The following is a 26,433-nucleotide window of genomic DNA, read 5'->3' as shown; positions in this document are numbered from 1 at the left end:
AGAGCAGGGTCGATGCCAGCTGCCTTTCCCCCCGATTCCGTTGGACTGGTCGTACCCCAAGTGGCGCACTTCAGCGAGCCGCTGGCCCTGGCCTGTGGCCGCTCGCTGCCCGCCTACGACCTGATCTACGAAACCTACGGCCAACTGAACGCCACGGCGAGCAATGCCGTGCTGATCTGTCACGCCCTGTCCGGCCATCACCACGCGGCGGGCTTCCACGCTGCCGATGATCGCAAGCCCGGCTGGTGGGACAGTTGCATCGGCCCCGGCAAGCCCATCGACACCAACAAGTTTTACGTGGTCAGCCTGAACAACCTCGGCGGCTGCAACGGTTCTACCGGCCCGAGCAGTATCAACCCGGAAACCGGAAAACCCTTCGGGGCCGACTTCCCGGTATTGACCGTGGAAGACTGGGTACACAGCCAGGCTCGTCTTGCCGACCTGCTGGGCATCGGCCAATGGGCAGCGGTGATCGGCGGCAGCCTGGGCGGCATGCAGGCCCTGCAATGGACCATCACCTACCCGGATCGCGTGCGCCATTGCCTGGCCATTGCCTCGGCGCCGAAACTCTCGGCACAGAACATCGCCTTCAACGAAGTCGCGCGCCAGGCCATTCTCACCGACCCCGAGTTCCACGGCGGTTCATTCCAGGAAGCCGGGGTGATCCCCAAGCGCGGCCTGATGCTGGCGCGGATGGTGGGGCATATCACCTACCTGTCCGATGACTCCATGGGCGAGAAATTCGGTCGTGGCCTCAAGAGCGAGAAGCTCAACTACGACTTCCACAGCGTCGAGTTCCAGGTGGAAAGCTACCTGCGTTATCAGGGCGAGGAGTTCTCGGGGCGTTTCGACGCCAACACCTACTTGCTGATGACCAAGGCCCTGGACTACTTCGACCCGGCGGCCAACCACGACGACGACCTGGCGAAAACCTTCGAAAATGCCACGGCCAAGTTCTGCGTGATGTCATTCACCACCGACTGGCGCTTCTCGCCGGCCCGCTCCCGCGAGCTGGTGGACGCGCTGATGGCGGCACGCAAGGACGTCTGCTACCTGGAGATCGACGCTCCGCAAGGCCACGACGCCTTCCTGATCCCGATCCCGCGTTACTTGCAGGCGTTCGGCAACTACATGAACCGTATTACTGTATGAGAACGCCATGAGAGCTGACCTGGAAATCATCCAAGACTGGATACCCGCCGGCAGCCGCGTGCTCGACTTGGGCTGCGGCGACGGCGAACTGCTGAGCTGGCTGCGTGACAACAAGCAAGTCACCGGCTATGGCCTGGAAAACGACCCGGACAACATCGCCCAGTGCGTGGCCAAGGGCATCAACGTGATCGAGCAGGACCTGGACAAGGGCCTCGGCAACTTTGCCAGCAACAGCTTCGATATCGTGGTGATGACCCAAGCCCTGCAGGCGGTGCACTACCCGGACCGCATCCTCGACGAAATGCTGCGCGTGGGCCGCCAGTGCATCATCACTTTCCCCAACTTCGGCCACTGGCGCTGCCGCTGGTACCTGGCGACCAAGGGCCGCATGCCGGTCTCGGACTTCCTGCCGTACACGTGGTACAACACGCCCAACATCCACTTCTGCACCTTCGAAGACTTCGAAGCCCTGTGCGGCGAGCGTGAAGCCAAGGTGATCAACCGCCTTGCCGTCGATCAACAGCACCGCCACGGTTGGGCGAGTAAGCTGTGGCCGAACCTGTTGGGAGAAATCGGGATTTACCGGGTCAGCAGTCCTGGCCTGGCCGACCACAAGATTGCCGTCTAATCATTTTCCAGAGGGACGCACATGAGCCGTTTGGCTGTTGTTCTATTGACCGCACTGCTTGGCGTCAACGCCATGGCCGCCGACGTTATCGACCCTAATCGCACGAAGGAATTCGGCGATATCACCGTGCGCTACAACACCTTCACCTCCAGCTTCCTGCAGCCGGAAACCGCCCAGGCAGTGGGCGTAGTGCGCAGCAAGAACAAGGGCTTGATCAACGTGTCGGTGTTCAAGGGCGTGACGCCCGTGGCAGCGCAAGTGACCGGCACCATCAAGGACTCGCTCGGCAAGAGCGAAGTACTGACCTTCAAGCAGATCACCGAAAAAGGCGTGACCAACTACCTCGCGCCCTACTCGGTGCCGCAGCAGGAATTCAAGACCTTCACCATCAATGTTGAAACCGGCGGCAAGGCCCACGGTTTCAGTTTTGTCCAAGAACTCTTCCCGGCCGAATGATGAACCTCACCCAACTCGTACTGGCCAGCCATAACGCCGGCAAGCTCAAAGAACTGCAAGCCATGCTCGGTGGCTCCGTGCAGCTGCGCTCGATCGGCGAATTCAGCCAGGTCGAGCCGGAAGAAACCGGCCTGTCGTTCGTCGAAAATGCCATCCTCAAGGCGCGCAATGCCGCACGCCTCTCCGGTCTGCCGGCGCTGGCCGATGACTCGGGCCTGGCGGTGGACTTCCTGGGCGGCGCCCCAGGCATCTACTCGGCGCGGTATGCCGATGGCAAGGGCGACGCAGCCAATAATGCCAAGCTGCTGGACGCGCTCAAGGATGTGCCGGACGCAATGCGTGGCGCGCAGTTTGTGTGCGTACTGGCCCTGGTGCGACACGCCGACGACCCGCTGCCGATCCTCTGCGAAGGGTTGTGGCACGGGCGTATCCTGCACGCGCCCAGCGGTGAACACGGTTTTGGCTATGACCCGCTGTTCTGGGTACCGGAGCGCAATGTCTCCAGCGCCGAGCTGAGCCCGGCCGACAAGAACCAGATCAGCCACCGCGCCCGCGCAATGGATTTGCTGCGCCAACGCCTGGGCCTGAAATGACTCAAAACACCTCCGCGCAGCCGCTGATTCACGGCGGCGCGCGAACACCACGGGCGGCCCTGCCCCACTTGCCGCCCCTGGCGCTGTACATCCACATTCCGTGGTGCGTGCGCAAATGCCCTTATTGTGACTTCAACTCCCACACCGCCAGTAGCGTGCTGCCGGAAGAGGAGTATGTGGATGCCTTGCTGGCCGACCTCGATCAGGACCTGCATGCGGTGTATGGCCGCGAGCTGAGTTCGATCTTCTTTGGTGGCGGCACGCCCAGCCTGTTCAGCGCCGCCGCGTTGGGGCGCTTGCTCGAAGGCGTGCAAGCGCGCATTCGGTTTGCCGACGACATCGAGATCACTCTGGAGGCCAACCCCGGGACTTTCGAGCAGGAAAAATTTGTCGCGTACCGCAAGCTGGGGATCAACCGGCTGTCCATCGGCATCCAGAGCTTCCAGCAGGCGAAGCTCGAAGCCCTGGGGCGTATCCACAATGGCGATGAAGCCGTACGGGCTGCCGATATGGCGCGTCAGGCGGGCTTTGATAACTTCAACCTGGACTTGATGCACGGCCTGCCCGATCAGTCCCTGGACGACGCCCTGAGCGACCTGCGCCAGGCCATTGCGCTCAAGCCTACGCACCTGTCCTGGTACCAACTGACCCTGGAGCCCAACACCGTATTCTGGAACCAGCCACCTGCGCTGCCGGAAGACGACACGCTGTGGGACATCCAGGAAGCCGGCCAGACGCTGCTTGCCGAACATGGCTACCGGCAATATGAAGTGTCGGCCTATGCCCAGGCGGGCCGCCCGGCGCGGCATAACCTGAACTACTGGAGCTTCGGTGACTTTATCGGCATCGGCGCCGGCGCCCACGGCAAGCTCAGCCACCCGGACGGGCGTATTGTGCGCACCTGGAAGACGCGAGCGCCGAAGGACTACCTCAACCCCGCCAAAAGCTTCCAGGCTGGAGCCAAAGAGCTGACGAACGAGGAACTGCCGTTCGAGTTCCTGATGAACGCCTTGCGCCTCACCGAAGGTGTCGAAGCCAGACTCTATGCCGAACGCACCGGCCTCGACCTGGCAAGCCTCGACGAAGGCCGCCGCGAGGCAGAACAAAGTGGCTTAATGCAGGTCGAACCGTCACGCCTGGCGGCGACCGACCGCGGGCAACTTTTTCTCAATGACCTGTTGCAGAAGTTTTTGAGCTGATCGCTCTTAAGGAAATCACATGGATTTGGTACTCGACCTGCTCGCCACTGTGTCCCGCTGGAGCCGTAGCAACCTGTCGGAAATCTCCCTGGCCCTCGTGGGCTGTTTGCTGGTGCTGTTCGGCGCCGACATCAAGGGTTGGGTCGAAGCGCGCCTGGGCAGCATTGCTGGCGCTTTGCGCGTACCGCTGATGGCGCTGGTGTGCATGATCGGCAGCGGCGCGGCGCTGATCTATGCCACGCCGTGGATTGTGCGGGGGTTAAGCCAGTTCAATAACTACAGCCTGGCACCGGTGCTGGTGGTCGTGCTGGTGTTGATTGGCGTTGTCGCAGACCGGCGCTAATTCCAAGCACACTGCAAAAACAAATGTGGGAGCAAGCTCCCACATTTTTTACCGCATTTCAAAACTGCAGCCGGGTCAGGCCAGTTTCTCGAACTTCAAATCCCACACCCCATGCCCCAATCGCTCGCCGCGGCGTTCGAACTTGGTGATCGGACGCTCGGCCGGGCGTGGCACGCACTTGCCGTCTTCGGCCAGGTTGCGGTAGCCGGGCGCGACGTTCATCACTTCCAGCATGTATTCGGCATACGGCTCCCAGTCGGTCGCCATGTGCAGGATACCGCCCACTTTCAGCTTGCTGCGTACCAGTTCCGCGAAGGAAGCCTGGACGATGCGACGCTTGTGGTGACGAGCCTTGTGCCACGGGTCAGGGAAGAACAGCATCAGGCGATCGAGGCTGTTGTCGGCGATGCAGCGGTTGAGCACTTCAATCGCGTCGCAGTCATAGACTCGCAGGTTGGTCAGGCCCTGGGTCAATACGCCATTAAGCAGCGCGCCGACACCCGGACGGTGTACTTCCACACCGATGAAATCCTGTTCCGGCGAAGCGGCGGCCATTTCCAGCAAGGAGTGACCCATGCCGAAGCCGATTTCCAGGGAACGCGGGGCCGAACGGCCGAACACCTGGTCGTAATCCACCGGAGCGTCAGCCAGTGGCAATACGAACAGCGGCGTGCCCTGCTCCAGGCCCTTTTGCTGGCCTTCGGTCATGCGACCGGCGCGCATCACAAAACTCTTGATACGGCGGTGCTTGGACTCGTCACCTTCTTCCACGGTGTTTGGCGTTTCGTTTGATTCAGTCATCAATAGCTCTTACTTGATCAGACCATCCAGCGGCGAGGAGGCGCTGGCGTAGAGTTTTTTCGGCATGCGGCCGGCGAGATACGCCAGGCGGCCTGCAAGGATGGCGTGTTGCATGGCTTGGGCCATCATGACCGGTTGCTGGGCATGGGCAATGGCCGAGTTCATCAGCACCGCGTCGCAGCCCAGCTCCATGGCGATGGTGGCGTCGGAGGCAGTCCCCACACCCGCATCCACCAGGACCGGGATCTTGGCTTCTTCAAGGATGATCTGCAGGTTGTACGGATTGCAGATACCCAGGCCGGAACCGATCAGACCGGCCAGCGGCATCACGGCGATGCAGCCGATGTCTGCCAATTGGCGCGCGATGATCGGGTCATCGCTGGTGTAGACCATCACGTCGAAACCTTCCTTGACCAGGGTTTCAGCGGCCTTGAGGGTTTCGATCACGTTGGGGAACAGGGTTTTCTGGTCGGCCAGTACTTCCAGTTTCACCAGGTTATGGCCGTCGAGCAGCTCACGGGCCAGGCGGCAAGTACGCACGGCTTCGATGGCGTCGTAGCAACCGGCGGTGTTCGGCAGGAAGGTGTAGCGATCCGGCGACAACACGTCGAGCAGGTTCGGCTCGCCTTCGATCTGGCCCAGGTTGGTGCGGCGCACGGCAAACGTGACGATCTCGGCGCCCGAGGCTTCGATGGCCAGACGGGTTTCTTCCATGTCGCGGTACTTGCCGGTACCGACCAGCAGACGGGACTGGTAAGTACGACCGGCCAGAACGAAGGGCTTGTCGCTACGAACGATGCTCATGGGAAATCCTCGAAATGGGGTGAGGTTCTGCAGAATGCGGGTTGGCGCGATTGAGCGCCTGACGGCTAGCCGCCGCCGATGGCGTGGACCACTTCGACCTGGTCACCTTCGGTGAGCGCGGTCTCGGCGTGCTGGCTACGCGGGACGATATCCAGGTTGAGCTCCACTGCGACGCGACGCCCGGTCAGGTCCAGGCGGGTCAGCAGGGCCGCAACGGTTTCACCGTCGGGCAGTTCAAAGGGTTCGCCGTTCAACAGAATGCGCATGCCACGGGCCGTCATCGTTTTTAGGGGCCAGCATTCTAGCGCGATTGAGACCTCAAGGTCAGCTCCAAGCGTCAAGCGGTCAGTTGCAAGCGCCACGCGGCCAAGCCAAGGAAGAACCACCCGAGCAGAAACGCCAGCCCGCCAAATGGCGTGATGATCCCCAGTTTGCTGATCCCGGTCAGGGTCAGTACATACAGGCTGCCGGAGAACAGCAGGATGCCGACGGTAAACGAGAGACCCGCCCAATTCACCAATCGGCCCGGGATATGCGCAGCCAGCAACGCCACGCCGAACAGCGCCAGGGCATGCACCAACTGATAGGTCACGCCGGTATGGAAGATCGCCAGGTACTCGGCGCTCAGGCGGTTTTTCAGGCCGTGGGCGGCGAAAGCCCCCAGGGCGACACCGGTAAAGCCGAAAAAGGCAGCCAGCATCAGAAAGCTACGCAGCATGAGGAACTCCAGTCAGACTCAAAGGGCCGGGTCTGTATAATGGCCCGCTCAACGGGTTCGGCCAAGCCATCTCTATGCTGCGTTTCCTCTTCAAGCGTTTCCTCACAATCGTGAAATGGTTTGCCATCGGCAGTGTATTGCTGGTGCTGCTGTTGCGTGTCGTGCCGCCTCCGTTCACGGCGCTGATGGTGGAGCGCAAGGTCGAATCCTGGATTGATGGCGAGCCGATTGACCTGCAGCGCACCTGGGTGCCGTGGGATGAGATCTCCGATGAACTGAAAGTGGCGGTGATGGCCGGTGAAGACCAGCGCTTCCCGCAACACTGGGGCTTTGATTTCGGCGCGATCCAGGCGGCGATTCTGCATAACGAGCGCGGCGGCTCCATTCGCGGTGCCAGTACCCTGAGCCAGCAGGTCTCCAAGAACCTGTTCCTGTGGGCCGGCCGCAGCTATTTCCGCAAGGGCCTGGAAGCCTGGTTCACTGGGCTGATCGAGGTGTTGTGGCCCAAGCAGCGGATTCTCGAGGTGTACCTCAACAGCGTGGAATGGGATGAAGGGGTATTTGGTGCGCAAGCGGCAGCAGAGCATCACTTTGGAGTGAGTGCCAAGGCGCTTTCTCGCCAGCAGGCCAGTTATCTGGCTGCAGTGCTGCCTAACCCACGGGTATGGAGTGCCAGTCATCCAACGGCGTATGTGGCAAGACGGGCAGCCTGGATTCGCCAGCAGATGAGCCAGTTGGGTGGGGATGGTTACCTGGCTGAGCTGAACAACTCCAGAAAAGCCCCCTGGTCCGACTGACACAACGCACAAACAACTGTGGGAGGGGACTTGCTCCCGATTGCTGTGCGTCAGTCACAGATGAACTGGCAGAAACACAGCTATCGGGAGCAAGCCCCCTCCCACATTTTGACCAGGCCGCGCTTTAAGCAGCGATGGACAACTTCAGCTTGTTCATCGCGCTTTTCTCAAGCTGGCGAATCCGCTCGGCCGACACGTTGTACTTCTGCGCCAGGTCGTGCAGCGTGGCTTTTTCTTCCGCCAGCCAACGCTGGTAGAGGATGTCACGGCTGCGGTCGTCCAACACTTCCAGCGCTTCGTGCAGGTTGTGGTTGGAGTTGTCGCTCCAGTCGGCGTCTTCCAGTTGACGGGCCGGGTCATACCGGTGGTCTTCCAGATAGTTGGCCGGCGACTGGAAGGCGCTGTCGTCGTCCGCTTCGGCGGCCGGGTCGAAGGCCATGTCATGGCCGGTCAGGCGGCTTTCCATCTCGCGCACTTCACGTGGCTCCACGCCGAGGCTTTCGGCCACGCGGTGGACTTCTTCATTGTTCAACCATGCCAGGCGTTTCTTCTGGCTGCGCAGGTTGAAGAACAGCTTGCGCTGGGCCTTGGTGGTCGCGACTTTCACGATGCGCCAGTTGCGCAGGATGAACTCGTGGATTTCCGCCTTGATCCAGTGCACGGCAAACGACACCAGGCGCACGCCCATTTCCGGGTTGAAGCGCTTTACAGCCTTCATCAGGCCAACGTTGCCTTCCTGTATCAGGTCAGCCTGGGCCAGACCGTAGCCGCTGTAGCTACGGGCGATATGTACGACAAAACGCAGGTGGGCGAGCACCATCTGCCGAGCCGCCTCCAGATCCTGCTCATAGTAGAGACTCTCGGCCAGTTCACGCTCCTGCTCGGGCGTCAGCAATGGAATGCTGTTCACCGTGTGCACATAGGCCTCCAGGTTCGCACCCGGGACCAAGGCATAAGCAGGTTGCAAAGAAGTGGTCATACGAAAAAACCTCCGACTCACATAACTCGTGCAGTTAAGCACTGCGAAAATTGACCGGGAACCGTAGGACAAGTTCCCTAAACCACCCATACGGTCAATACAAACGAAACCACATTAATCTGACATTAACTACTTCGGTGCCAGCTCGCGTAAATGACGAGCGACCGCAATCCACGCACCGATATACCCCAACAAGACAGCGCCAAGCAAGAGACTCAGACCATCGGCCACCGGCACGCCGGCCAAGGCAAAATCGCTGCCGTACAACCCGGCAAGCCCGACGACCGCGTCGTTCAGCCAGTCAAGGCCAAACGCCAGCACGCCCCAGGACAAAATCCCCGCACCAAAGCCATAAAGCGCGCCCATGTACAGAAAAGGACGACGCACATAGCTGTCTGTGCCGCCGACCAGTTTAATCACTTCTATCTCGGTGCGACGGTTTTCAATATGAAGACGAATGGTATTACCTATCACCAAAAGTAATGCAGACACCAACAGCACCGTCAGGCCGAATACAAAGCGGTCACCCAGCTTGAGGATCGCGGCCAGGCGCTCCACCCAGACTAGATCAAGCTGCGCCTGTTGCACCTTGGGCATCTCTGCGAGTTTTTGTCGCAGGGCTTCCAGGGCCGGCTTGTCGACTTCATTGGGCGTCACCAGCACCACACCCGGCAGCGGGTTCTGCGGCAACTCCTTGAGCGCCTCGCCCAGCCCGGATTGTTGCTGGAATTCCTCAAGGGCTTGGTCACGGCTGATGTATTCAGCATCGGCGACACCCGGCAGTTGCTTGATGTCATCGCGCAGGCCCTCGCCATCTTTGGCACTGGCGTCGATGTTCAGGTACAGGGAAATCTGTGCCGCACGCTGCCAGGAGCCACCCAGGCGCTCCACATTATTGAGCAGCAGCGACAACCCCATCGGCAGGCTCAATGCCACCGCCATCACCAGGCAGGTGAAGAAACTGCCGATCGGCTGCTTGCCCAGGCGGCGCAGACTGTCGAGCAAGCTGGCACGATGGCTTTCGATCCAGGCGTGCAGCAGGGTGCCGAAGTCCGGGCCCTCATCATCGTCGCGTTTTTTCTTCTTCTGCGGTTGTGGATCAGCCGCTTTCGGCGCCACGCGCTCGGAAACTTTAGGGCTACGTGTTGCACTCATACACCCGCCTCCCCGTCACCGATCAGGCGGCCACGTTGCAGGGTCAGCATGCGGTGACGCATGCGGGCGATCAGTGCCAGGTCGTGGCTGGCAATCAGCACGCTGGTGCCCAGGCGATTGATGTCTTCGAACACGCCCATGATCTCGGCGGCAAGGCGCGGGTCAAGGTTGCCGGTAGGTTCGTCCGCCAGCAGCAAGGCCGGGCGGTGAACGATGGCGCGGGCAATGCCGACGCGTTGTTGCTGGCCGGTGGACAGATCGCCAGGATAAAGATCGGTCTTGTCCGACAACGCGACACGCTCCAGGGCCGAGTCCACGCGCTTGATGATCTCGGCCTTGGAGAGCCCGAGGATCTGCAACGGCAGCGCGACGTTATTGAATACCGTGCGATCAAACAACAATTGGTGGTTCTGGAACACCACGCCGATCTGGCGGCGCAGGAACGGAATCTGCGCATTGCTGATGGTTGCCAGGTCTTGCCCGGCCAACAGCAGTTTGCCGGTGGTAGGGCGCTCCATGGCCAATAGCAGGCGCAACAAGGTGCTCTTGCCGGCGCCGGAATGGCCGGTGACAAACAAAAACTCGCCGCGACGCACTCGAAAGCTCAGCTCATGCAAGCCCACATGCCCGTTGGCATAGCGTTTACCGACCTGTTCGAATCGAATCATGAACGCTCCCGTTCGGCAAACAGTGCCTGTACAAAGGGTTCGGCTTCAAAGGTGCGCAGGTCGTCGATGCCTTCACCGACGCCGATGTAGCGAATCGGCAACCCGAACTGTTTTGCCAAGGCGAAGATCACGCCACCTTTGGCCGTGCCGTCGAGCTTAGTCAATGCCAGGCCGGTCAGTTGCACCGTCTGGTTGAATTGCTTGGCCTGGCTGATAGCGTTCTGGCCAGTACCCGCGTCGAGCACCAGCAATACTTCGTGTGGCGCATCGGCGTCGAGCTTGCCGATCACGCGGCGCACTTTCTTCAGCTCTTCCATCAGATTGTCTTTGGTGTGCAGGCGACCGGCGGTATCGGCGATCAACACATCGATGTTGCGCGCCTTGGCGGCCTGCACGGCGTCGAAGATCACCGAAGCAGAATCGGCACCGGTGTGCTGGGCGATCACCGGGATCTTGTTGCGCTCACCCCACACCTGCAGCTGTTCAACAGCAGCGGCGCGGAAGGTGTCACCGGCCGCCAGCATGACTTTCTTGCCTTCCGACTGCAGTTTTTTCGCCAGTTTGCCGATGGTGGTGGTCTTGCCCGCGCCGTTCACACCCACAACCAGGATCACGAATGGTTTGTTCGGCGTGATCACCAGCGGCGCTTCCACGGGCTTGAGCATCGCGGCCAGTTCAGCCTGCAGGGATTTGTAGAGGGCGTCGGCGTCGGTCAACTGCTTGCGCGCCACCTTCTGGGTCAGGCTCTGGATGATCACCGCAGTGGCTTCGACGCCCACGTCGGCGGTCAGCAAACGGGTTTCGATGTCTTCCAGCAGTTCGTCATCGATGACCTTCTTGCCCAGGAACAGGCTGGCCATACCTTCGCCGATGCTTGCGCTGGTCTTGCTCAGGCCCTGCTTGAGGCGAGCGAAGAAGCCGGTTTTGCTGGTTTCGGTGACGGCGACGACAACCGGCTCTGGCTCTGGCTCGATCACGGCCGTAGCAACCGGCTCCAATGCCGGCGGAGCTTCGACCACTACCGTTACGGGCTCAATGACGACAGGAATGGGCGGCGTGACATGTTCAGCCTGCACATCCTCAACCAGCGCCACGGGCTCTTCGGCCACCGGCAACTGTGGCCACGGCGTATGTATCGGGCTGGACTCAGGCTCAGGCTCAGGCTCAGGCGCGGCCTCGACCACCGGCTGCAACACCGGTTCAGCCATCGGCAATACCACCGGCGCCGGAGTTTCGGCAACCGGTTCGGCCGCAACTACTGGGGGCTCTGGAATCGGCTCAGGTTGAACCTGCGGCTGTTCGACGACGGGTTCCTGCGGCTTTTTGCGCAGCCATCCGAACAGGCCTTTTTTCTCGCCAGCCGCAGCTGGGCTCTTCTTGTCGTCGTTGGAACCAAACATGGAGGACGGCTATCTCAAAGTAGCGATGCGCCAGGGCGCTTCGGTAAATAAATTCAATGCAGAACAGACTGCTTTAAAGCTCGCTTGTTCATGCGCAACATTTTCAGGGCATAAATAAAGACCCTGACAAATCGATTCAATATAGGACTGAAGCGATAACATCGGCGAAAAGTGGAAGATCGTCGGGGAAACCCACGCTCTATTCCAAGATTCCGACGACTGAACCCGGGACAGGATGACCGCCGCAGTGGCCGTGTCCAAATCGGATCAGTATCCTAGCACCTCCTCGCCCGCCGACGCTAAGACCAAGCGGGCAGCCCAACAGGTTTAAAAACGAATGAATGCTCTAGCCCGCCGCGCCGCAGGCCTGCTGCTCAGCACAGTTTGTCTGCCCCTTTGCGCTTTCGCAGCCGACCCACAACCTACCCATGAATTCACCCTGGATAACGGCCTTAAAGTGGTCGTGCGCGAAGATCATCGTGCTCCGGTGGTGGTTTCCCAGGTTTGGTACAAGGTGGGTTCAAGCTACGAAACCCCGGGCCAGACCGGTTTGTCCCACGCCCTGGAACACATGATGTTCAAAGGCAGCGCCAAGGTCGGCCCCGGCGAAGCCTCGCTGATCCTGCGCGACCTGGGCGCCGAGGAAAACGCCTTCACCAGTGACGACTACACCGCCTATTACCAGGTGCTGGCCCGTGATCGCCTGGGCGTAGCCTTCGAACTGGAAGCCGACCGCATGGCCAGCCTGCGCCTGCCGGCCGATGAGTTCAGCCGCGAAATCGAAGTGATCAAGGAAGAACGCCGCCTGCGCACCGACGACAACCCAATGTCCAAGGCCTACGAGCGCTTCAAGGCCATGGCCTACCCGGCCAGCGGCTACCACACGCCGACTATCGGCTGGATGGCCGACCTTGAGCGCATGAAGGTCGAGGAGCTGCGTCACTGGTACCAGTCCTGGTACGTGCCGAACAATGCCACCCTGGTGGTCGTCGGCGACGTCACGCCGGACGAGGTGAAAAACCTGGCCCAACGGTATTTCGGCCCGATTCCCAAGCGCGACGTGCCACCGGCGAAGATCCCACTGGAGCTGGCCGCGCCCGGCGAACGCCTGCTGACCATGCGCGTGCAAACCCAACTGCCGAGCGTGATCCTCGGCTTCAACGTCCCAAGCCTGGCAACGGCCGAAGACAAGCGCTCGGTACAAGCCCTGCGCCTGATCTCCGCCTTGCTGGATGGCGGCTACAGCGCACGTATTTCCGAGCAACTGGAACGTGGTGAAGAACTGGTTTCAGCCGCCTCCACCGGCTACGACGCCTACACCCGTGGCGACAGCCTGTTCACCCTGACGGCCACGCCGAACCAACAGAAGAAAAAGACCATTGCCCAAGCCGAAGCCGGCCTGTGGCGCCTGCTGGAAGAGCTGAAAGCCAAACCGCCGACCGCCGAGGAACTGGAGCGCATCCGCGCCCAGGTCATTGCCGGCGTGGTCTACCAGCGCGACTCCATCACCAGCCAGGCCACGGCCATCGGTTCGCTGGAAACCGTCGGCCTGTCCTGGAAGCTGATGGACACTGAACTGGCCGAGCTGCAAAGCGTGACGCCGGAAGATATCCAGAAAGCCGCGCGCACCTATTTCACCCGCGATCGTCTGAGCGTCGCCCATGTTCTGCCTGAGGAGACCGCTCATGAGTAATCGAAGCAGCCGCCTGATCTTTCCCGGCCTGGTCGTCGTCACCCTGGTCGCCGCAAGCGCCGTGTACTTCCTGCGCCCAAGCGAATCCGTCGCCAGCCAGGCGCTGGACAAGGCGCAATCGAGCAACACCCTGCAATCGCTCGCGGAGTTGGACGGCAAGGCGCCGACCAACCGCAAACTCGACGTGCAAACCTGGAACACCGCTGAAGGCGCCAAGGTACTGTTCGTCGAAGCCCATGAACTGCCGATGTTCGACATGCGCATCCTGTTCGCCGCCGGCAGCAGCCAGGACGGTGACGTCCCAGGCCTGGCCCTGATGACCAACGCCATGCTCAACGAGGGTGTGCCGGGCAAGGATGTGAGCCAGATTGCCAGCGGTTTTGAAAGCCTGGGCGCCGATTTCGGCAATGGGGCTTACCGCGACATGGCGCTGGTGTCCTTGCGCAGCCTGAGCGACAGCGACAAACGCGATGCCGCGTTGAACCTGTTTGATGAGGTGATCGGCAAGCCGACCTTCCCGGCCGACTCCCTGGCGCGCATCAAGAACCAGATCCTTGCCGGTTTCGAATACCAGAAGCAGAACCCCGGCAAACTGGCGAGCCTGGAGCTGTTCAAACGTCTCTACGGTGACCACCCGTACGCGCACCCGAGCGAAGGCACCGCCGAAAGCGTTCCAAAAATCACCCTCGCCCAGCTGCAGGCGTTCCACGCCAAAGCTTACGCCGCGGGTAATGCAGTCATTGCAGTGGTCGGCGACCTGACCCGCGCCGAAGCCGAAGCGATGACCGCCAAGGTTTCCGCATCGCTGCCCAAAGGTCCGGCGCTGGCCAAGATCGCTCAGCCAAGCGAGCCCAAGGCCGGCCTGAGCCACATCGAGTTTCCGTCCAAGCAGACTCACCTGCTGTTCGCCCAACTGGGTATCGACCGCGCCGATCCGGACTACGCAGCCCTCTCCCTGGGCAACCAGATCCTCGGCGGCGGTGGCTTCGGCACTCGCTTGATGAGTGAAGTGCGCGAAAAACGCGGCCTGACCTACGGCGTGTACTCCGGCTTTTCGCCGATGCAGGTACGCGGCCCGTTCATGATCAACCTGCAGACTCGCGCCGAAATGAGCGGCGGCACCCTGCGCCTGGTCGAGGACGTGCTGGCCGACTACCTCAAGACCGGCCCGACGCAAAAGGAACTGGATGACGCCAAGCGCGAGTTGGCCGGCAGCTTCCCACTGTCGACGGCAAGCAACGCCGATATCGTCGGGCAACTGGGCGCGATGGGTTTCTACAACCTGCCGCTGAGCTATCTGGAAGATTTCATGAAACAATCCCAGGCCCTGACCACAGAGCAGGTCAAGGCTGCCTTGAACAAACACTTGAGCGCCGACAAGATGGTCATCGTGACCGCCGGCCCGACGATTGCGCAAAAGCCACTACCGCCCCCCACTGACAAACCCGCCGAGCAACCGCTCGGGGTTCCGGAGCATTAATGGCCAGTTCATCTCGCCCGAAAAAACCTGTCCACAACGTCCATAACGGTGTGGGCCAACTGCGCATCATTGGTGGTGAATGGGGCAGCCGCAAGCTGAGCTTCCCCGATGTCGTGGGCCTGCGCCCGACGCCGGATCGCGTGCGTGAAACCCTGTTCAACTGGCTCGCGCCGCACATCGGCGGGGCCAAGGTACTGGACCCGTTTGCCGGCAGCGGCGCGCTGTTCCTGGAGGCGCTGTCCCGTGGTGCGGCCCAAGGCCAGGCGCTGGATGCCAGCAATGTGGCGGTGTCCAGCCTCAAGGAACACCTGGGCACCTTGCGCTGCACCACCGGCCAGGTCCAGACCGCCGACGCCTTGCGCTACCTGGACACCCAGCCGGCCAGCGAATACGACGTCGTGTTCCTCGACCCACCGTTCAACCAGAACCTGTTGCCGACCGTGTGTGCGTTGCTTGAAGAACGCCAATGGCTGGCGCCCGATGCCTGGATCTACACTGAAAGCGAGACTGCGCCATCCACGCTTGGCCTGCCGGGCAGCTGGCGCCTGCACCGGGAACAGAAGTCCGGCCGCGTGTATTACGCCCTGTGGCACCGCAACACCATGTAGTGAGCGGGCTTGCCCCGCGCTGGGTGGCGCAGCCGCCCTAAACCAGGCGCCTAATTTCTGCCTGGATACATGCCTTAAAACCAGACGCCTGAGCTCTACCCGGACGCATGCGTTGGACGGATTGGGACGGCTGCGCCGCCCAGCGCGGGGCAAGCCCGCTCACTACAGAGACCTTCATGAAGATGTCGTCTGGAAATTTTACGCCCGCCTTCGGCCTCGGCAACCCACATCTGCAAACGCTGTGGGGGCCGTTGTGGCGCCCGACCACCCACATCGAGCGCCAGCGCGAACGCTTATGGCTGGACGACGGCGACTTCCTTGACCTCGACTGGCATGGCCCCCACGACGTGCAAGCACCGTTGGTGCTGGTGCTGCATGGGCTGACCGGCTCATCCAACTCACCCTACGTGGCCGGCCTGCAAAAAGCCCTCGCCGAGCAGGGCTGGGCCAGTGCAGCGTTGAACTGGCGCGGCTGTTCGGGTGAGCCAAACCTGTTGGCGCGCAGCTATCACTCGGGCGCCAGTGAAGACCTGGCGGCGGCGATTGCACACCTGCGAGCCAAACGGCCGTTGGCACCGCTGTATGCAGTTGGTTATTCGCTGGGCGGCAACGTGCTGCTCAAGCATCTGGGTGAAACCGGTGAAAGGTCGGGCTTGCAAGGCGCGGCGGCGGTATCGGTGCCGTTTCGTCTGGATCAGTGTGCGGATCGTATCGGGCTGGGGTTCTCCCGGGTTTACCAAAAGCATTTCATGCGCGAAATGCTGACGTACATCCGCGTCAAACAGAGCCGTTTTCTGCAGGACGGTCGTGCTGAAGGGCTGAAAACCCTGGAAGCACTCGGTTCGTTGGAAAAAATGCGCACGTTTTGGGATTTCGACGGACGAGTGACCGCACCGCTGCACGGTTTTCTGAGTGCCGAAGACTATTACCGTCGCGCATCGAGCCGTTACTACCTGAGTGGGATCCGCACCCCCACCCTGATCATCCAGGCCGCCGACGACCCCTTCGTGTTCAACCATAGCCTGCCCGAAGCCAGCGAACTGTCGGATTGCACCGAGTTCGAACTGCTGGCCAAGGGTGGGCATGTGGGGTTTGTGGACGGTTCGCTGAAGCGCCCCGGCTACTACCTCGAACGACGAATCCCACAATGGCTACAGACAAAACGCAGTTAAACATGTGGGAGGGGGCTTGCTCCCGATGGCGGTGTATCAGTATCAGATGTCCTGACCGACCTACTGCTATCGGGAGCAAGCCCCCTCTCACATTTTGATTGGATTCACACCGGCATTACGTCAATCGCCAGTAGCGACCTTCCGCGCAGGATCGGTAATCCACTCGCTCCACGACCCCGCATACAAGGTGCCCAAGGGGTAACCCGCCAAGCTCAGGGCGAACAGGTTGTGGCACGCCGTCACGCCTGAGCCGCAATAGGCAACCAGCTTGTCCGGCGAGCGGCCCTGCAACTGCGCGGCAAACCGCTGCTTGAGCTGTTCGGCCGGCAGGAAGCGGCCGTCACTGCCCAGGTTTTCACTGAATGCCGCACATTGCGCGCCAGGAATATGCCCGGCGACCGGGTCGATAGGCTCCACTTCGCCGCGAAAACGCGGTTGAGCGCGGGCATCGATCAACGTCATGCCGGGTTCGCCCAGACGTTTTTGCAGCTGTTCGGCATCTACCAGCAGATGATTGTCCGGCGTGCCGGTAAAGGCTCCCGGCTCGATCACCGGTGCATCCAGGCTCAACGGGAAACCGGCCGCGTGCCAAGCCTTGAGGCCGCCGTCCAGGATAAACACGCCATCGCGCTTGCCCAGCCAGGCCAGCAGCCACCAGGCGCGGGCGGCATAGGCGCCAGGCCCGTCGTCATACAGCACAATGTCGGTGTCGGCGTTGATGCCCCACGCCCGCAGTTGCTGTACCAGAGTGTCCGCCGCCGGCAGCGGGTGACGACCGGTCACGCCCTTCGTCACCGGGCCGCTGAGGTGACGCTCCAGGTCGGCGTATTGCGCGCCTTCGATATGCCCTTCGGCATAGCTGCAAAGCCCATAGTCAGGGTCTTCCAAGGCAAAACGGCAATCAAGGATCACCAGCCCTCCACGCTGTTGGCGCTCGGCCAGTTGCTGGGGGCTGATCAGTTGCGCAAGCGGCATGACGGACTCCTGTGAACAGATTAGGGAAAGGTCCTACTTCACTTCTTCCAATGCCTGATTCAACGGCACGTAAAACTCTTTGAACAGTGCATCCACTGCTTCCTTCGCCTGGGGCGTGACAAACCCCGCCTCCAGCACCAGCACCTGATACACCCCGCGTTTGATCGCTTCAGCGCTCAAGTGCGCGGAGTTTTCATTGGTGGTGCACAGGAAACGCACCCAGGAGGTGAGGATGATCCAGGCATTGAGGGTCAGGGCTTCGGTTTGCACCTTATCCATATTGAGGATGCCGGCATCGACGAACCCTTGGTAGATGGCACCACCCTGGGTCAGGCAACGTTGGGAGAAACGCCGGTAGCCGGTGGCCAGTTCCGGGTCGCTTTCCAGCAAATGTTCAAGATCACGGTGCAGGAAACGATAGCGCCACATGCCGGCCAGCACAGCCTGCAGATAGAAGCGTTTGTCTTCGACGGTGACGGCGCGGCCTTGGGGCGGCCGCAGGAAACTGTCCACCAGGGCTTCATATTCACGAAACAGTACGGCGATGATCGCCTGCTTGTTGGGGAAGTGGTAGTACAGGTTGCCCGGGGAAATTTCCATATGGGCGGCAATGTGGTTGGTGCTGACGCTACGCTCGCCCTGCTGGTTAAAAAGCTCCAGGCTGGTTTGCACAATGCGCTCGCTGGTCTTTACTCGTGGTGCCATAGGGGATCAGCTTCTGTACACGTGATGAGGCATCTTACGGCCTATCCTTGCCAGGATAAATCCGCATGTTGCTGCAATGTTATTTGACAATTTAGAGTAATGACTCTAATAAATGGTGCATTCCAATAATAGTCGGGAACTGCGCCATGTCTGCCAACGTTGCCTATCTGCAAGATTCCCAGGGGCCGGATCAACTCCAGCCCCTGTTCGACGCACAACGGCGTGCCTACGCGGCCAACCCGATGCCGCCGGCCGAGCAGCGCCAGCAATGGCTCAAGGCATTGCGCGACCTGCTCAGTGACGAACGCCAGGCGTTGATCAATGCGATCAGCCAGGACTTCAGCAACCGCAGCGCCGACGAAACCCTCTTCGCCGAGTTGATGCCCAGCCTGCATGGCATTCACTATGCCAGCAAACACCTCAAGGGCTGGATGAAACCCTCCCGCCGCGCCGTAGGTATCGCCTTCCAACCGGCTTCAGCCAAAGTCATCTACCAACCGCTGGGTGTGGTCGGGGTGATCGTGCCCTGGAATTACCCGTTGTATCTGGCTATAGGCCCGCTGGTCGGAGCTTTGGCGGCGGGTAACCGGGTGATGCTCAAGCTCAGCGAGTCCACCCCTGCCACTGGCGAGCTGCTCAAAGCCCTCTTGGCGAAAATCTTCCCCGAGGACCTGGTGTGCGTGGTGCTGGGCGAGGCCGAAGTGGGCATGGCGTTTTCCAGGCTGCCCTTCGATCACCTGCTCTTTACCGGCGCCACCAGCATCGGCAAGCATGTAATGCGTGCTGCCGCCGAACACCTCACGCCGGTCACTCTGGAACTGGGCGGCAAATCCCCTGCCATCGTTTCCGCCGATGTGCCGCTCAAGGATGCCGCCGAACGTATCGCCTTCGGTAAAGCCTTGAACGCCGGGCAGACCTGCGTGGCACCGGACTACGTGTTGGTGCCGGAAGATCGCATCGAGGGTTTCGTCGAGGCCTACACCCAGGCCGTTCGCGGGTTTTATCCGACCCTGGCCGACAACCCGGACTACACCGCCGTCATCAACGAACGGCAATTGGCCCGGCTCAATAGCTACGTCAAGGACGCGACCGACAAAGGCGCCACCCTGATTGCGCTGTATGACCAGGGCCAGGCACGACGCATGGCCCACAGCCTGCTGCTTGACGTCAGTGATGACATGATCGTGATGCAGGATGAAATCTTCGGGCCCTTGCTGCCTATCGTGCCTTATCGCGGCCTCGACCAAGCCTTTGCCTACATCAACCAACGCCCTCGCCCACTGGCCCTTTACTACTTTGGCTACAACAAGGGCGAACAGAACCGTGTGCTTCACGAAACCCATTCCGGTGGCGTATGCCTGAACGACACTCTGCTGCATGTGGCTCAGGACGACATGCCGTTTGGTGGCATCGGCCCCTCAGGCATGGGCCACTACCATGGGCATGAAGGCTTCCTGACGTTCAGCAAGGCCAAAGGCGTATTGGTGAAGCAGCGCCTGAACGCCGCAAAGTTGATCTACCCGCCTTACGGAAAATCGATCCAGAAGTTAATCCAGAAGCTGTTTATCCGCTGATATCTACACCTTCGGGACTCTCCACCTTCGGGACCATAAAAACAATGAACCCCAGCCTGACTGAATCACCCGCGCTGTCACGGCGCGGCGTCTTGAAAATCGGCCTGTGCGCCAGCGCCTTCCTGGCCACCGCCGGGTTGGGCGCCAGCCTCAGTGGCTGCTCCAGCAGCACCCCGGCCAGCGGCTTTGCCATGCTGCGCAGCAGTGACCTGCCCTTCCTGCGTGCAGTGATTCCGGTGCTGCTCGAAGGCGCCGCCAGCGTCCAGGCGGTGGTCGACGGGGTTGAAGACACCCTGAAAAAACTCGACTACAGCCTGCAATACCTGTCGCCAGAAATGTTCAAGCTCACCCAGCAACTGTTCGATGTATTGGCCATGGGCATCACTCGTGGTCCGTTGACCGGGATCTGGGGCAGTTGGGAAAACGCCAGCGCGGAGCAAATCCGCAATTTCCTGCACCGCTGGGAAAACAGCTACCTGAACCTGCTGCGCATGGGCCAGGGTTCGCTGCTCAAACTGGTGATCATGGCCTGGTACTTCCGGCCAGAGTCCTGGGCCCACTGCGGCTACCCCGGCCCGCCGAAGATCTGATGCGTATCTTCCCTCATAAAAACAAGAGACGACCCTGATGCCCGTACCCGATCTGTTCCGCGACGGCCTGGCCCGCGGCTGGAAAACCCACAATGGCGCCGCCCTCGATAACGACCTGACCCTGGAAGCCGACGTGGCGATCATCGGCAGCGGTGCCGGCGGCGGCACCACGGCTGAAATCCTCAGCGCGGCGGGCTACAAGGTGCTGCTGATCGAAGAAGGCCCGCTCAAGACCAGCAGCGACTTCAAGCTGTTGGAGGACGAGGCTTACGCCAGCCTGTACCAGGAAGGTATCGGCCGCATGAGCAAGGACGGCGCGATCACGATCCTGCAGGGGCGGGCCGTGGGCGGTACCACGCTGATCAACTGGACCTCCAGCTTCCGCACACCCGACCCCACGCTGACCCACTGGGCCAGTGAATACGCGGTCAAAGGCCACAGCAGCGCCGAGATGGCGCCGTGGTTCGAGAAAATGGAACAACGCCTGGGCATCGCACCCTGGGCCATTCCACCCAACGCCAACAACGACGTGATCCGCAAGGGCTGCGAACAGCTCGGCTACAGCTGGCACGTGATCCCACGCAACGTGCGCGGCTGCTTCAACCTGGGTTATTGCGGCATGGGTTGCCCGGTCAACGCCAAGCAGTCAATGCTGGTGACCACCATTCCGGCCACCCTGGAAAAAGGCGGTGAGCTGCTCTACCTGGCCCGTGCCGAACGCCTCAAATACAGCGGCGACACCATCAACAGCCTGGAGTGCGTGGCCATGGACGAGCGCTGCGTGGCACCCACCGGCCGCAAGATCACGGTCAAGGCCAAGCATTACGTGCTGTCCGGCGGCGGCATCAACAGCCCGGCACTGCTGATGCGCTCGGACGCGCCGGATCCGCACTCGCGCCTGGGCAAGCGCACGTTCCTGCATCTGGTGAATTTTTCCGCCGGGCTGTTCGACGAGGTGATCAACCCATTTTATGGCGCACCGCAGTCGATCTATTCCGACCACTTCCAATGGCAGGACGGCACCACCGGCAAAATGTCCTACAAGCTCGAGGCGCCGCCCTTGCACCCGGGCCTGGCCAGTACCTTGTTCGGTGGCTACGGCACGCAAAACGCGCTGGAGATGGGCCAGTTGCCCCACACCCACGCCATGCTGGCGTTGATGCGCGACGGTTTTCACCCCGACAGCCAAGGCGGCACCGTGGACTTGCGCGGGGACGGTACGCCCGTGCTCGACTATCAAGTCTCACCTTATGCCTGGGACGGCCTGCGCCGGGCCTTTCACAGCATGGCCGAGATCCAGTTCGCCGCCGGCGCAAAGTCGGTCAAGCCACTGCATCACGATGCGCGTCATGTGAACACCCTGGCCCAAGCACGCGAACTGATTGACGGCCTGAACCTGGAACTGCACCGAACCACGCTGGGCAGCGCCCATGTGATGGGCGGTTGCGCCATGGGTGAAGATCCGAAAATCGCAGTGGCCGATAGCCTCGGTCGCCATCACCAACTGCGTAACCTGTCGATCCACGACGGCTCGCTATTTCCCACCAGCATTGGTGCCAACCCGCAATTGTCGGTGTATGGCTTGACGGCGCAACTGGCGACGGCATTGGTCGAACGTCTGAAAACAGCATGAAAAAACCGGGTATTCACGGTATCTATCTACATAAGTCGACTTGGCCGACCGGGATGGCTGCGATACCATCCGGTTCCCCAACGGACTCCGCCAGGACGACGCGATGAACCGAGTGTTGTACCCAGGTACCTTCGACCCGATTACCAAAGGCCATGGCGATCTGGTCGAACGCGCCTCTCGCCTGTTCGACCATGTGATCATCGCAGTCGCGGCCAGCCCCAAGAAAAACCCGCTGTTTCCCCTGGAACAGCGCGTGGAACTGGCGCGTGAGGTCACCAAGCACCTGCCCAACGTGGAAGTAGTGGGTTTCTCCACACTGCTGGCCCATTTCGCCAAAGAGCAGAACGCCAATGTATTCCTGCGTGGCCTGCGTGCGGTGTCGGACTTCGAATACGAATTCCAGCTGGCCAACATGAACCGCCAATTGGCGCCAGACGTGGAAAGCCTGTTCCTCACGCCGTCGGAACGTTATTCGTTCATTTCCTCGACGCTGGTCCGTGAGATCGCGGCGTTGGGCGGCGATATCACCAAGTTCGTGCACCCGGCCGTCGCCGATGCGCTGACGTTACGCTTCAAGAAGTAAGAATGACTGTGGCGAGGGAGCTTGCTCCCTTGCCACAGGCTCGCACTGCGGGCGCCAATGCGGCACAATTGCGCGCATTAGTTTTCAGATGCCTTGGCTGACCGCCCTGGCAGGAGTTTCCATGTCCCTGATCATCACCGACGATTGCATCAATTGCGACGTCTGCGAACCTGAGTGCCCGAACGCTGCCATTTCCCAGGGCGAAGAGATCTACGTGATCGACCCGAACCTGTGCACCCAGTGCGTCGGCCACTACGACGAGCCTCAATGCCAGCAAGTGTGCCCGGTAGACTGCATTCCACTGGACGAAGCGCATCCCGAGACCGAAGAGCAGTTGATGGAGAAGTACCGGAAGATTACCGGTAAGGCCTGAAGTTTATCGGTGCCCATTCGGGCCTCATCGGGAGCAAGCCCCCTCCCACAGTTGACCAGGTTCCACCATGAGAATGCGGTCGAGTGTGGGAGGGGGCTTGCTCCCGATGGCGATATCCGCCCTCACACCGCAATCAGCGCTGGCACTTGGGGCAAAACACACTCGCCCGCTGCCCCAGCACCACATTGCGCAACTCGCTCCCGCAGACCTTGCACGCCTCGCCTCCCCGGCCGTAGACGAACAGTTCCTGCTGGAAATACCCCGGCTGTCCGTCACCACCGATAAAGTCCCGCAGCGTGGTACCGCCCCGCTCGATGGCGGCCGCCAGCACGCGCTTGATCTCGATCGCCAGCTTCAAGTACCGCGCTCGTGAAATGCCGCCGGCCTCTCGACGCGGGTCGATGCCCGCCGCAAACAGCGCTTCCGTCGCGTAGATATTGCCCACGCCCACCACCACCGCGTTGTCCATGATGAATGGCTTCACCGCCATCGAACGGCCACGGGACAGTTGGAACAGGCGCTCGCCATCGAACAGCTCGGTCAAAGGCTCCGGGCCGAGGCGGATCAGCAGTTCGTGATTGTGTGGGTCCTGGCTCCACAGCATCGCGCCGAAGCGCCGCGGGTCGGTGTAGCGCAGCGCCAGGCCGGATTCGAGTTCAATGTCCACATGCTCATGCTTGGCCGCCGGCAGGCCGGCCTCCACCAGGCGCAAATTACCCGACATGCCCAGGTGGCTGATCAGGGTGCCCACTTCAGCGTTGATCAGCAGGTATTTGGCCCGCCGCTCCACCAGCACGATGCGTTGCCCGGACAGGCGCACGTCCAAGTCCTCCGGGATCGGCCAGCGCAGGCGTCGCTCACGCACCACCACACGGCTGACGCGCTGGCCTTCCAGGTGCGGGGCAATTCCGCGTCTCGTGGTTTCGACCTCTGGTAACTCGGGCATGTGTACCTCTTGAAGACAGGTTTAGTGGGCGCCCAGTTCGCGGATCGACAATTTCATGCTTTCGAAGTCGTAGTCCGACAGGCCCACGTAGTCCAGCACCAGATGGCCGATGGCTTCCCACTCGTGGTCCACCGCCTGGTTGCCCAGCACGCGGTGCGACGAGCAAATGTGCTCGGCCATTTTCAGGATCGCCAGCAGGTTTTTCAGCTGCGAATTGCGCGACGACTCATCGCTGAAAATCGCCAGGGCGTTGTGATGGTTGGCAATCGCGTCGGTCACGTGTTCCGGCAGGCGCCAGGATTTGGCAGTGTAATAGCCGACCACGGCATGGTTGGTGTTGAACGCATTGTTTTCGGTGTCGACCACACGACAGTCGGGGTTGGCGTTGGCGTAGGCTTCCTCGAGCACCGTCATGTAATTGGGAAAGCGCTTGAGCATCAACGGCACGCCGCAATCGTGGAACAGGCCCAGGGCATAGGCCTCGTCGACCGCTTGCGAGCCGGTGCGCTTGGCCAGGGTCAGGCAGGTCATGGCCACATCCTGGGCAGTGTCCCAGAAGCGGTTGAGGGTGACGATGGTGTCGTCGCTCATCTCGCCCCTGATCGACTGCGCGTTGATCAGGTTGATGATCGAGCGGCTGCCCAGCAGGTTCACGGCGCGCTGGATCGAGGCGATCTTGTTGCTCAGGCCGTAATACGGCGAGTTGACGATTTTCAACAACGCGCCGGACAGGCCCGGGTCCTGGGAGATCAGCCGTGCAATCACCTCCAGGTCTGGGTCGGGCATGTACTGCTCCATCTGCAAATCCACCATGATTTGCGGTTGAGGCGGCACACTGATGCCTTGCAGGGCCTGTTGGATCTGTTCGGCGGAAAGCTCTTGGGACATAAGTACACACTCTGGGCTAGGCGGGGATTCTAACCTCTATAGGAACCTGACTGACACCTCAAAAACCTGAACAAAAACCCGGTCAAACGCGCGAGAGGGCTGGTTGCCGATTGCATCAGCGCCGTACGTCAGATACACCGCGCCGCCTGCATCGCGGGCAAGCCCACTCCCACATGAACCGCGCCGCAACAGGTATACTTCCGCTCTTTTTTCCGGAGCGACGTCATGTCCCTGCCAAGCCTGCGTCTCAAAGCCAACGCCGATCGTCGTTTGCGCAACGGCCACCTGTGGGTCTACAGCAACGAAATCGACGTGGCCGCCACCCCACTTCACGGCTTCCAGGCAGGCGACCAGGCCATCCTGGAAGCGGCCGGCGGCAAGACCCTCGGCATCGTGGCCATGAGCCCGAACAACCTGATCTGCGCCCGCCTGCTGTCGCGCGACATCAAGTTGCCGCTGGACAAGTCGCTGCTGGTACACCGCCTGAACGTCGCCCTGTCCCTGCGTGAGCGCCTGTTCGACAAGCCGTTCTACCGCCTGGTCTACGGTGACTCCGACCTGCTGCCGGGCCTGGTGGTCGATCGTTTCGGCGACATCCTGGTGGTGCAGATCGCTTCGGCGACCATGGAAGCCCACAAAGATGACGTGATCGCTGCGCTGACCCAAGTGCTCAAGCCAAGCGGCATCCTGTTCAAGAACGACTCCGCCGCACGTGACGCCGAGGGCCTCAACCGCTACGTCGAAACCGTGTTCGGCCTGGTGCCGGAGTGGGTGGCGCTGGAAGAAAACGGCGTGAAATTCGAAGCCCCGGTGATCCAGGGCCAGAAGACCGGCTGGTTCTACGACCACCGCATGAACCGCGCGCGCCTGGCCCCGTATGCCAAAGGCAAGCGCGTACTCGACCTGTACAGCTACATCGGCGGCTGGGGCGTGCAAGCTGCCGCCTTCGGCGCCAGTGAAGTGTTCTGCGTCGACGCCTCCGCCGTCGCCCTTGATGGCGTAGAACGCAACGCCGCGCTGAACGGCTTCGCCGAGAAAATGACCTGCATCGAAGGCGACGTCTTTGAAGCCCTGAAAGAACTGAAAGCCAGCGAAGAACGCTTCGACGTGATCGTCGCCGACCCACCGGCCTTCATCAAACGCAAAAAAGACATGAAAAACGGCGAAGGCGCCTACCGTCGCCTCAACGAACAAGCCATGCGCCTGCTCAGCAAGGACGGCATCCTGGTCAGCGCCTCGTGCTCCATGCACCTGCCGGAAGACGACCTGCAAAACATCCTGCTGACCAGCGCCCGCCATCTGGACCGCAATATCCAGATGCTCGAACGCGGCGGCCAGGGCCCGGACCACCCGGTGCACCCGGCGATTGCCGAGACGCGGTATATCAAGAGCATTACTTGCCGGTTGTTGCCGAATAGCTAAGTAACACCAGGCCCCCTGTAGGAGCGAACTTGCTCGCGAAAAACGCAAGGACATCGCGGGCTACCTGATAGCGCTGCGTTATCGTTGACGTTCTTCGC

Annotated in this window: 29 protein-coding genes; 17 read left to right on the top strand and 12 right to left on the bottom strand. The window is 61.1% G+C overall.

The genetic code is table 11. From position 1 onward, the window contains the following. Positions 1-12 precede the first annotated feature (12 nt). Genes metX through ACQRBV_RS10970 form a run of 6 tightly spaced genes read left to right on the top strand, consistent with a single transcriptional unit; the run spans position 13 to position 4,371 of the window. Positions 13-1,152, top strand: a complete 1,140-nt coding sequence (gene metX / locus ACQRBV_RS10995) for a homoserine O-succinyltransferase MetX (protein ID WP_090368222.1) — start codon at positions 13-15, stop codon at positions 1,150-1,152. Between the two features lie 7 nt (positions 1,153-1,159). Beyond that, positions 1,160-1,780 (top strand): methionine biosynthesis protein MetW, encoded by a 621-nt coding sequence (metW, locus tag ACQRBV_RS10990; RefSeq protein ID WP_060753467.1) that lies wholly within the window; start codon positions 1,160-1,162, stop codon positions 1,778-1,780. A 21-nt stretch (positions 1,781-1,801) separates the two neighbouring features. After that, positions 1,802-2,236: a DUF4426 domain-containing protein gene (locus tag ACQRBV_RS10985; protein WP_090368220.1), complete on the top strand. Its 435-nt coding sequence runs from the start codon at positions 1,802-1,804 to the stop codon at positions 2,234-2,236. After that, a complete protein-coding gene (gene rdgB / locus ACQRBV_RS10980) occupies positions 2,233-2,829 on the top strand; it encodes an RdgB/HAM1 family non-canonical purine NTP pyrophosphatase (RefSeq protein WP_060753469.1) in 597 nt (198 codons plus the stop codon). Before ACQRBV_RS10985 ends, rdgB begins: the two co-directional genes overlap by 4 nt. Further along, positions 2,826-4,028, top strand: coding sequence for a radical SAM family heme chaperone HemW (gene hemW / locus ACQRBV_RS10975; protein ID WP_411985424.1), 1,203 nt, complete (start codon positions 2,826-2,828; stop codon positions 4,026-4,028). Before rdgB ends, hemW begins: the two co-directional genes overlap by 4 nt. A 19-nt stretch (positions 4,029-4,047) precedes the next feature. Further along, positions 4,048-4,371, top strand: a complete 324-nt coding sequence (locus ACQRBV_RS10970; protein WP_016972961.1) for a DUF3392 domain-containing protein — start codon at positions 4,048-4,050, stop codon at positions 4,369-4,371. A 75-nt stretch (positions 4,372-4,446) separates the two neighbouring features. Here the strand turns inward: ACQRBV_RS10970 and trmB are convergent, their stop codons facing one another. From trmB to ACQRBV_RS10950, 4 genes are all read right to left on the bottom strand, one after another. Continuing rightward, positions 4,447-5,172: a tRNA (guanosine(46)-N7)-methyltransferase TrmB gene (gene trmB, locus ACQRBV_RS10965; protein WP_060753471.1), complete on the bottom strand. Its 726-nt coding sequence runs from the start codon at positions 5,170-5,172 to the stop codon at positions 4,447-4,449. Between the two features lie 9 nt (positions 5,173-5,181). Beyond that, complete coding sequence (locus ACQRBV_RS10960) at positions 5,182-5,976, bottom strand: thiazole synthase (RefSeq protein ID WP_060753472.1); 795 nt, start codon at positions 5,974-5,976, stop codon at positions 5,182-5,184. 65 nt (positions 5,977-6,041) lie between these two features. Then, positions 6,042-6,242 carry a sulfur carrier protein ThiS gene (thiS, locus tag ACQRBV_RS10955; RefSeq protein WP_060753678.1) on the bottom strand — a complete coding sequence of 67 codons (201 nt, stop codon included), beginning with the start codon at positions 6,240-6,242 and terminating at the stop codon, positions 6,042-6,044. 71 nt (positions 6,243-6,313) lie between these two features. After that, on the bottom strand, positions 6,314-6,694 hold the full coding sequence (locus tag ACQRBV_RS10950) for a DUF423 domain-containing protein (protein ID WP_198763344.1): 381 nt from the start codon (positions 6,692-6,694) through the stop codon (positions 6,314-6,316). A gap of 74 nt (positions 6,695-6,768) precedes the next feature. Between ACQRBV_RS10950 and mtgA the strand changes: the two genes are divergently transcribed. Next, positions 6,769-7,491 carry a monofunctional biosynthetic peptidoglycan transglycosylase gene (gene mtgA / locus ACQRBV_RS10945; protein ID WP_411985423.1) on the top strand — a complete coding sequence of 241 codons (723 nt, stop codon included), beginning with the start codon at positions 6,769-6,771 and terminating at the stop codon, positions 7,489-7,491. 124 nt (positions 7,492-7,615) lie between these two features. On the opposite strand, the gene rpoH is transcribed toward mtgA, so the two are convergent. The 4 genes from rpoH to ftsY all read right to left on the bottom strand — a co-directional run bounded on the left by rpoH (position 7,616) and on the right by ftsY (position 11,693). Further along, positions 7,616-8,470, bottom strand: coding sequence for an RNA polymerase sigma factor RpoH (gene rpoH / locus ACQRBV_RS10940; RefSeq protein WP_060753475.1), 855 nt, complete (start codon positions 8,468-8,470; stop codon positions 7,616-7,618). Positions 8,471-8,599: 129 nt separating this feature from the next. Next, a complete protein-coding gene (gene ftsX, locus ACQRBV_RS10935; RefSeq protein WP_090368208.1) occupies positions 8,600-9,625 on the bottom strand; it encodes a permease-like cell division protein FtsX in 1,026 nt (341 codons plus the stop codon). Continuing rightward, a complete protein-coding gene (ftsE, locus tag ACQRBV_RS10930; protein WP_003176700.1) occupies positions 9,622-10,293 on the bottom strand; it encodes a cell division ATP-binding protein FtsE in 672 nt (223 codons plus the stop codon). Before ftsE ends, ftsX begins: the two co-directional genes overlap by 4 nt. After that, complete coding sequence (gene ftsY, locus ACQRBV_RS10925) at positions 10,290-11,693, bottom strand: signal recognition particle-docking protein FtsY (protein ID WP_411985422.1); 1,404 nt, start codon at positions 11,691-11,693, stop codon at positions 10,290-10,292. Before ftsY ends, ftsE begins: the two co-directional genes overlap by 4 nt. Before the next feature lie 337 nt (positions 11,694-12,030). Here ftsY and ACQRBV_RS10920 point away from each other — a divergent pair, with 337 nt between their 5' ends. The 4 genes from ACQRBV_RS10920 to ACQRBV_RS10905 all read left to right on the top strand — a co-directional run bounded on the left by ACQRBV_RS10920 (position 12,031) and on the right by ACQRBV_RS10905 (position 16,646). Continuing rightward, a complete protein-coding gene (locus ACQRBV_RS10920) occupies positions 12,031-13,386 on the top strand; it encodes a M16 family metallopeptidase (RefSeq protein ID WP_411985421.1) in 1,356 nt (451 codons plus the stop codon). Next, positions 13,379-14,866: a M16 family metallopeptidase gene (locus tag ACQRBV_RS10915; RefSeq protein WP_104994936.1), complete on the top strand. Its 1,488-nt coding sequence runs from the start codon at positions 13,379-13,381 to the stop codon at positions 14,864-14,866. Before ACQRBV_RS10920 ends, ACQRBV_RS10915 begins: the two co-directional genes overlap by 8 nt. Next, on the top strand, positions 14,866-15,474 hold the full coding sequence (gene rsmD / locus ACQRBV_RS10910) for a 16S rRNA (guanine(966)-N(2))-methyltransferase RsmD (protein ID WP_104994937.1): 609 nt from the start codon (positions 14,866-14,868) through the stop codon (positions 15,472-15,474). The genes ACQRBV_RS10915 and rsmD overlap by 1 nt, the downstream gene beginning before the upstream one ends. A 176-nt stretch (positions 15,475-15,650) precedes the next feature. Continuing rightward, a complete protein-coding gene (locus ACQRBV_RS10905) occupies positions 15,651-16,646 on the top strand; it encodes a hydrolase (RefSeq protein ID WP_411985420.1) in 996 nt (331 codons plus the stop codon). 120 nt (positions 16,647-16,766) lie between these two features. Here the strand turns inward: ACQRBV_RS10905 and ACQRBV_RS10900 are convergent, their stop codons facing one another. Continuing rightward, positions 16,767-17,621, bottom strand: coding sequence for a sulfurtransferase (locus ACQRBV_RS10900; protein WP_205344380.1), 855 nt, complete (start codon positions 17,619-17,621; stop codon positions 16,767-16,769). Between the two features lie 33 nt (positions 17,622-17,654). Continuing rightward, the gene (locus tag ACQRBV_RS10895) at positions 17,655-18,326 is read right to left on the bottom strand and encodes a TetR/AcrR family transcriptional regulator (protein WP_060753484.1); all 672 of its coding nucleotides are present in this window, start codon (positions 18,324-18,326) and stop codon (positions 17,655-17,657) included. 146 nt (positions 18,327-18,472) lie between these two features. Between ACQRBV_RS10895 and ACQRBV_RS10890 the strand changes: the two genes are divergently transcribed. From ACQRBV_RS10890 to ACQRBV_RS10870, 5 genes are all read left to right on the top strand, one after another. After that, a complete protein-coding gene (locus tag ACQRBV_RS10890; RefSeq protein WP_244384914.1) occupies positions 18,473-19,900 on the top strand; it encodes a coniferyl aldehyde dehydrogenase in 1,428 nt (475 codons plus the stop codon). Positions 19,901-19,944: 44 nt separating this feature from the next. Then, the gene (locus tag ACQRBV_RS10885) at positions 19,945-20,490 is read left to right on the top strand and encodes a twin-arginine translocation pathway signal protein (RefSeq protein ID WP_244384913.1); all 546 of its coding nucleotides are present in this window, start codon (positions 19,945-19,947) and stop codon (positions 20,488-20,490) included. A gap of 37 nt (positions 20,491-20,527) precedes the next feature. Further along, positions 20,528-22,123 (top strand): GMC family oxidoreductase, encoded by a 1,596-nt coding sequence (locus tag ACQRBV_RS10880; protein WP_411985419.1) that lies wholly within the window; start codon positions 20,528-20,530, stop codon positions 22,121-22,123. Positions 22,124-22,226: 103 nt separating this feature from the next. Continuing rightward, positions 22,227-22,706 (top strand): pantetheine-phosphate adenylyltransferase, encoded by a 480-nt coding sequence (coaD, locus tag ACQRBV_RS10875; protein ID WP_003176711.1) that lies wholly within the window; start codon positions 22,227-22,229, stop codon positions 22,704-22,706. Positions 22,707-22,827: 121 nt separating this feature from the next. Further along, on the top strand, positions 22,828-23,079 hold the full coding sequence (locus tag ACQRBV_RS10870; RefSeq protein WP_003195146.1) for a YfhL family 4Fe-4S dicluster ferredoxin: 252 nt from the start codon (positions 22,828-22,830) through the stop codon (positions 23,077-23,079). A gap of 133 nt (positions 23,080-23,212) precedes the next feature. On the opposite strand, the gene mutM is transcribed toward ACQRBV_RS10870, so the two are convergent. Further along, on the bottom strand, positions 23,213-24,025 hold the full coding sequence (gene mutM / locus ACQRBV_RS10865) for a bifunctional DNA-formamidopyrimidine glycosylase/DNA-(apurinic or apyrimidinic site) lyase (protein ID WP_060753488.1): 813 nt from the start codon (positions 24,023-24,025) through the stop codon (positions 23,213-23,215). A 21-nt stretch (positions 24,026-24,046) separates the two neighbouring features. Then, positions 24,047-24,859 (bottom strand): HDOD domain-containing protein, encoded by an 813-nt coding sequence (locus ACQRBV_RS10860; protein WP_174554053.1) that lies wholly within the window; start codon positions 24,857-24,859, stop codon positions 24,047-24,049. A 279-nt stretch (positions 24,860-25,138) separates the two neighbouring features. On the opposite strand from ACQRBV_RS10860, the gene ACQRBV_RS10855 reads away from it, so the two are divergent. Further along, entirely contained in the window at positions 25,139-26,335 is a 1,197-nt protein-coding gene (locus tag ACQRBV_RS10855) for a class I SAM-dependent rRNA methyltransferase (RefSeq protein WP_411985418.1), read from the top strand. Positions 26,336-26,433 lie beyond the last annotated feature (98 nt).

The sequence above is a fragment of the Pseudomonas sp. R11F genome, from assembly GCF_050312575.1.
Taxonomy (GTDB): Bacteria; Pseudomonadota; Gammaproteobacteria; order Pseudomonadales; family Pseudomonadaceae; genus Aquipseudomonas; species Aquipseudomonas palleroniana.
The sequence above is the reverse complement of the archived record's forward strand: the minus strand, read 5'-3'. Positions and strand labels throughout refer to the sequence as shown.

Coding starts and splice junctions, on each gene's coding strand:
- metX (WP_090368222.1), top strand. CDS start 13: ATGCCAGCTGCCTTTCCCCCCGATTCCGTTGGACTGGTCGTACCCCAA.
- metW (WP_060753467.1), top strand. CDS start 1,160: ATGAGAGCTGACCTGGAAATCATCCAAGACTGGATACCCGCCGGCAGC.
- ACQRBV_RS10985 (WP_090368220.1), top strand. CDS start 1,802: ATGAGCCGTTTGGCTGTTGTTCTATTGACCGCACTGCTTGGCGTCAAC.
- rdgB (WP_060753469.1), top strand. CDS start 2,233: ATGATGAACCTCACCCAACTCGTACTGGCCAGCCATAACGCCGGCAAG.
- hemW (WP_411985424.1), top strand. CDS start 2,826: ATGACTCAAAACACCTCCGCGCAGCCGCTGATTCACGGCGGCGCGCGA.
- ACQRBV_RS10970 (WP_016972961.1), top strand. CDS start 4,048: ATGGATTTGGTACTCGACCTGCTCGCCACTGTGTCCCGCTGGAGCCGT.
- trmB (WP_060753471.1), bottom strand. CDS start 5,172: ATGACTGAATCAAACGAAACGCCAAACACCGTGGAAGAAGGTGACGAG.
- ACQRBV_RS10960 (WP_060753472.1), bottom strand. CDS start 5,976: ATGAGCATCGTTCGTAGCGACAAGCCCTTCGTTCTGGCCGGTCGTACT.
- thiS (WP_060753678.1), bottom strand. CDS start 6,242: ATGCGCATTCTGTTGAACGGCGAACCCTTTGAACTGCCCGACGGTGAA.
- ACQRBV_RS10950 (WP_198763344.1), bottom strand. CDS start 6,694: ATGCTGCGTAGCTTTCTGATGCTGGCTGCCTTTTTCGGCTTTACCGGT.
- mtgA (WP_411985423.1), top strand. CDS start 6,769: ATGCTGCGTTTCCTCTTCAAGCGTTTCCTCACAATCGTGAAATGGTTT.
- rpoH (WP_060753475.1), bottom strand. CDS start 8,470: ATGACCACTTCTTTGCAACCTGCTTATGCCTTGGTCCCGGGTGCGAAC.
- ftsX (WP_090368208.1), bottom strand. CDS start 9,625: ATGAGTGCAACACGTAGCCCTAAAGTTTCCGAGCGCGTGGCGCCGAAA.
- ftsE (WP_003176700.1), bottom strand. CDS start 10,293: ATGATTCGATTCGAACAGGTCGGTAAACGCTATGCCAACGGGCATGTG.
- ftsY (WP_411985422.1), bottom strand. CDS start 11,693: ATGTTTGGTTCCAACGACGACAAGAAGAGCCCAGCTGCGGCTGGCGAG.
- ACQRBV_RS10920 (WP_411985421.1), top strand. CDS start 12,031: ATGAATGCTCTAGCCCGCCGCGCCGCAGGCCTGCTGCTCAGCACAGTT.
- ACQRBV_RS10915 (WP_104994936.1), top strand. CDS start 13,379: ATGAGTAATCGAAGCAGCCGCCTGATCTTTCCCGGCCTGGTCGTCGTC.
- rsmD (WP_104994937.1), top strand. CDS start 14,866: ATGGCCAGTTCATCTCGCCCGAAAAAACCTGTCCACAACGTCCATAAC.
- ACQRBV_RS10905 (WP_411985420.1), top strand. CDS start 15,651: ATGAAGATGTCGTCTGGAAATTTTACGCCCGCCTTCGGCCTCGGCAAC.
- ACQRBV_RS10900 (WP_205344380.1), bottom strand. CDS start 17,621: ATGCCGCTTGCGCAACTGATCAGCCCCCAGCAACTGGCCGAGCGCCAA.
- ACQRBV_RS10895 (WP_060753484.1), bottom strand. CDS start 18,326: ATGGCACCACGAGTAAAGACCAGCGAGCGCATTGTGCAAACCAGCCTG.
- ACQRBV_RS10890 (WP_244384914.1), top strand. CDS start 18,473: ATGTCTGCCAACGTTGCCTATCTGCAAGATTCCCAGGGGCCGGATCAA.
- ACQRBV_RS10885 (WP_244384913.1), top strand. CDS start 19,945: ATGAACCCCAGCCTGACTGAATCACCCGCGCTGTCACGGCGCGGCGTC.
- ACQRBV_RS10880 (WP_411985419.1), top strand. CDS start 20,528: ATGCCCGTACCCGATCTGTTCCGCGACGGCCTGGCCCGCGGCTGGAAA.
- coaD (WP_003176711.1), top strand. CDS start 22,227: ATGAACCGAGTGTTGTACCCAGGTACCTTCGACCCGATTACCAAAGGC.
- ACQRBV_RS10870 (WP_003195146.1), top strand. CDS start 22,828: ATGTCCCTGATCATCACCGACGATTGCATCAATTGCGACGTCTGCGAA.
- mutM (WP_060753488.1), bottom strand. CDS start 24,025: ATGCCCGAGTTACCAGAGGTCGAAACCACGAGACGCGGAATTGCCCCG.
- ACQRBV_RS10855 (WP_411985418.1), top strand. CDS start 25,139: ATGTCCCTGCCAAGCCTGCGTCTCAAAGCCAACGCCGATCGTCGTTTG.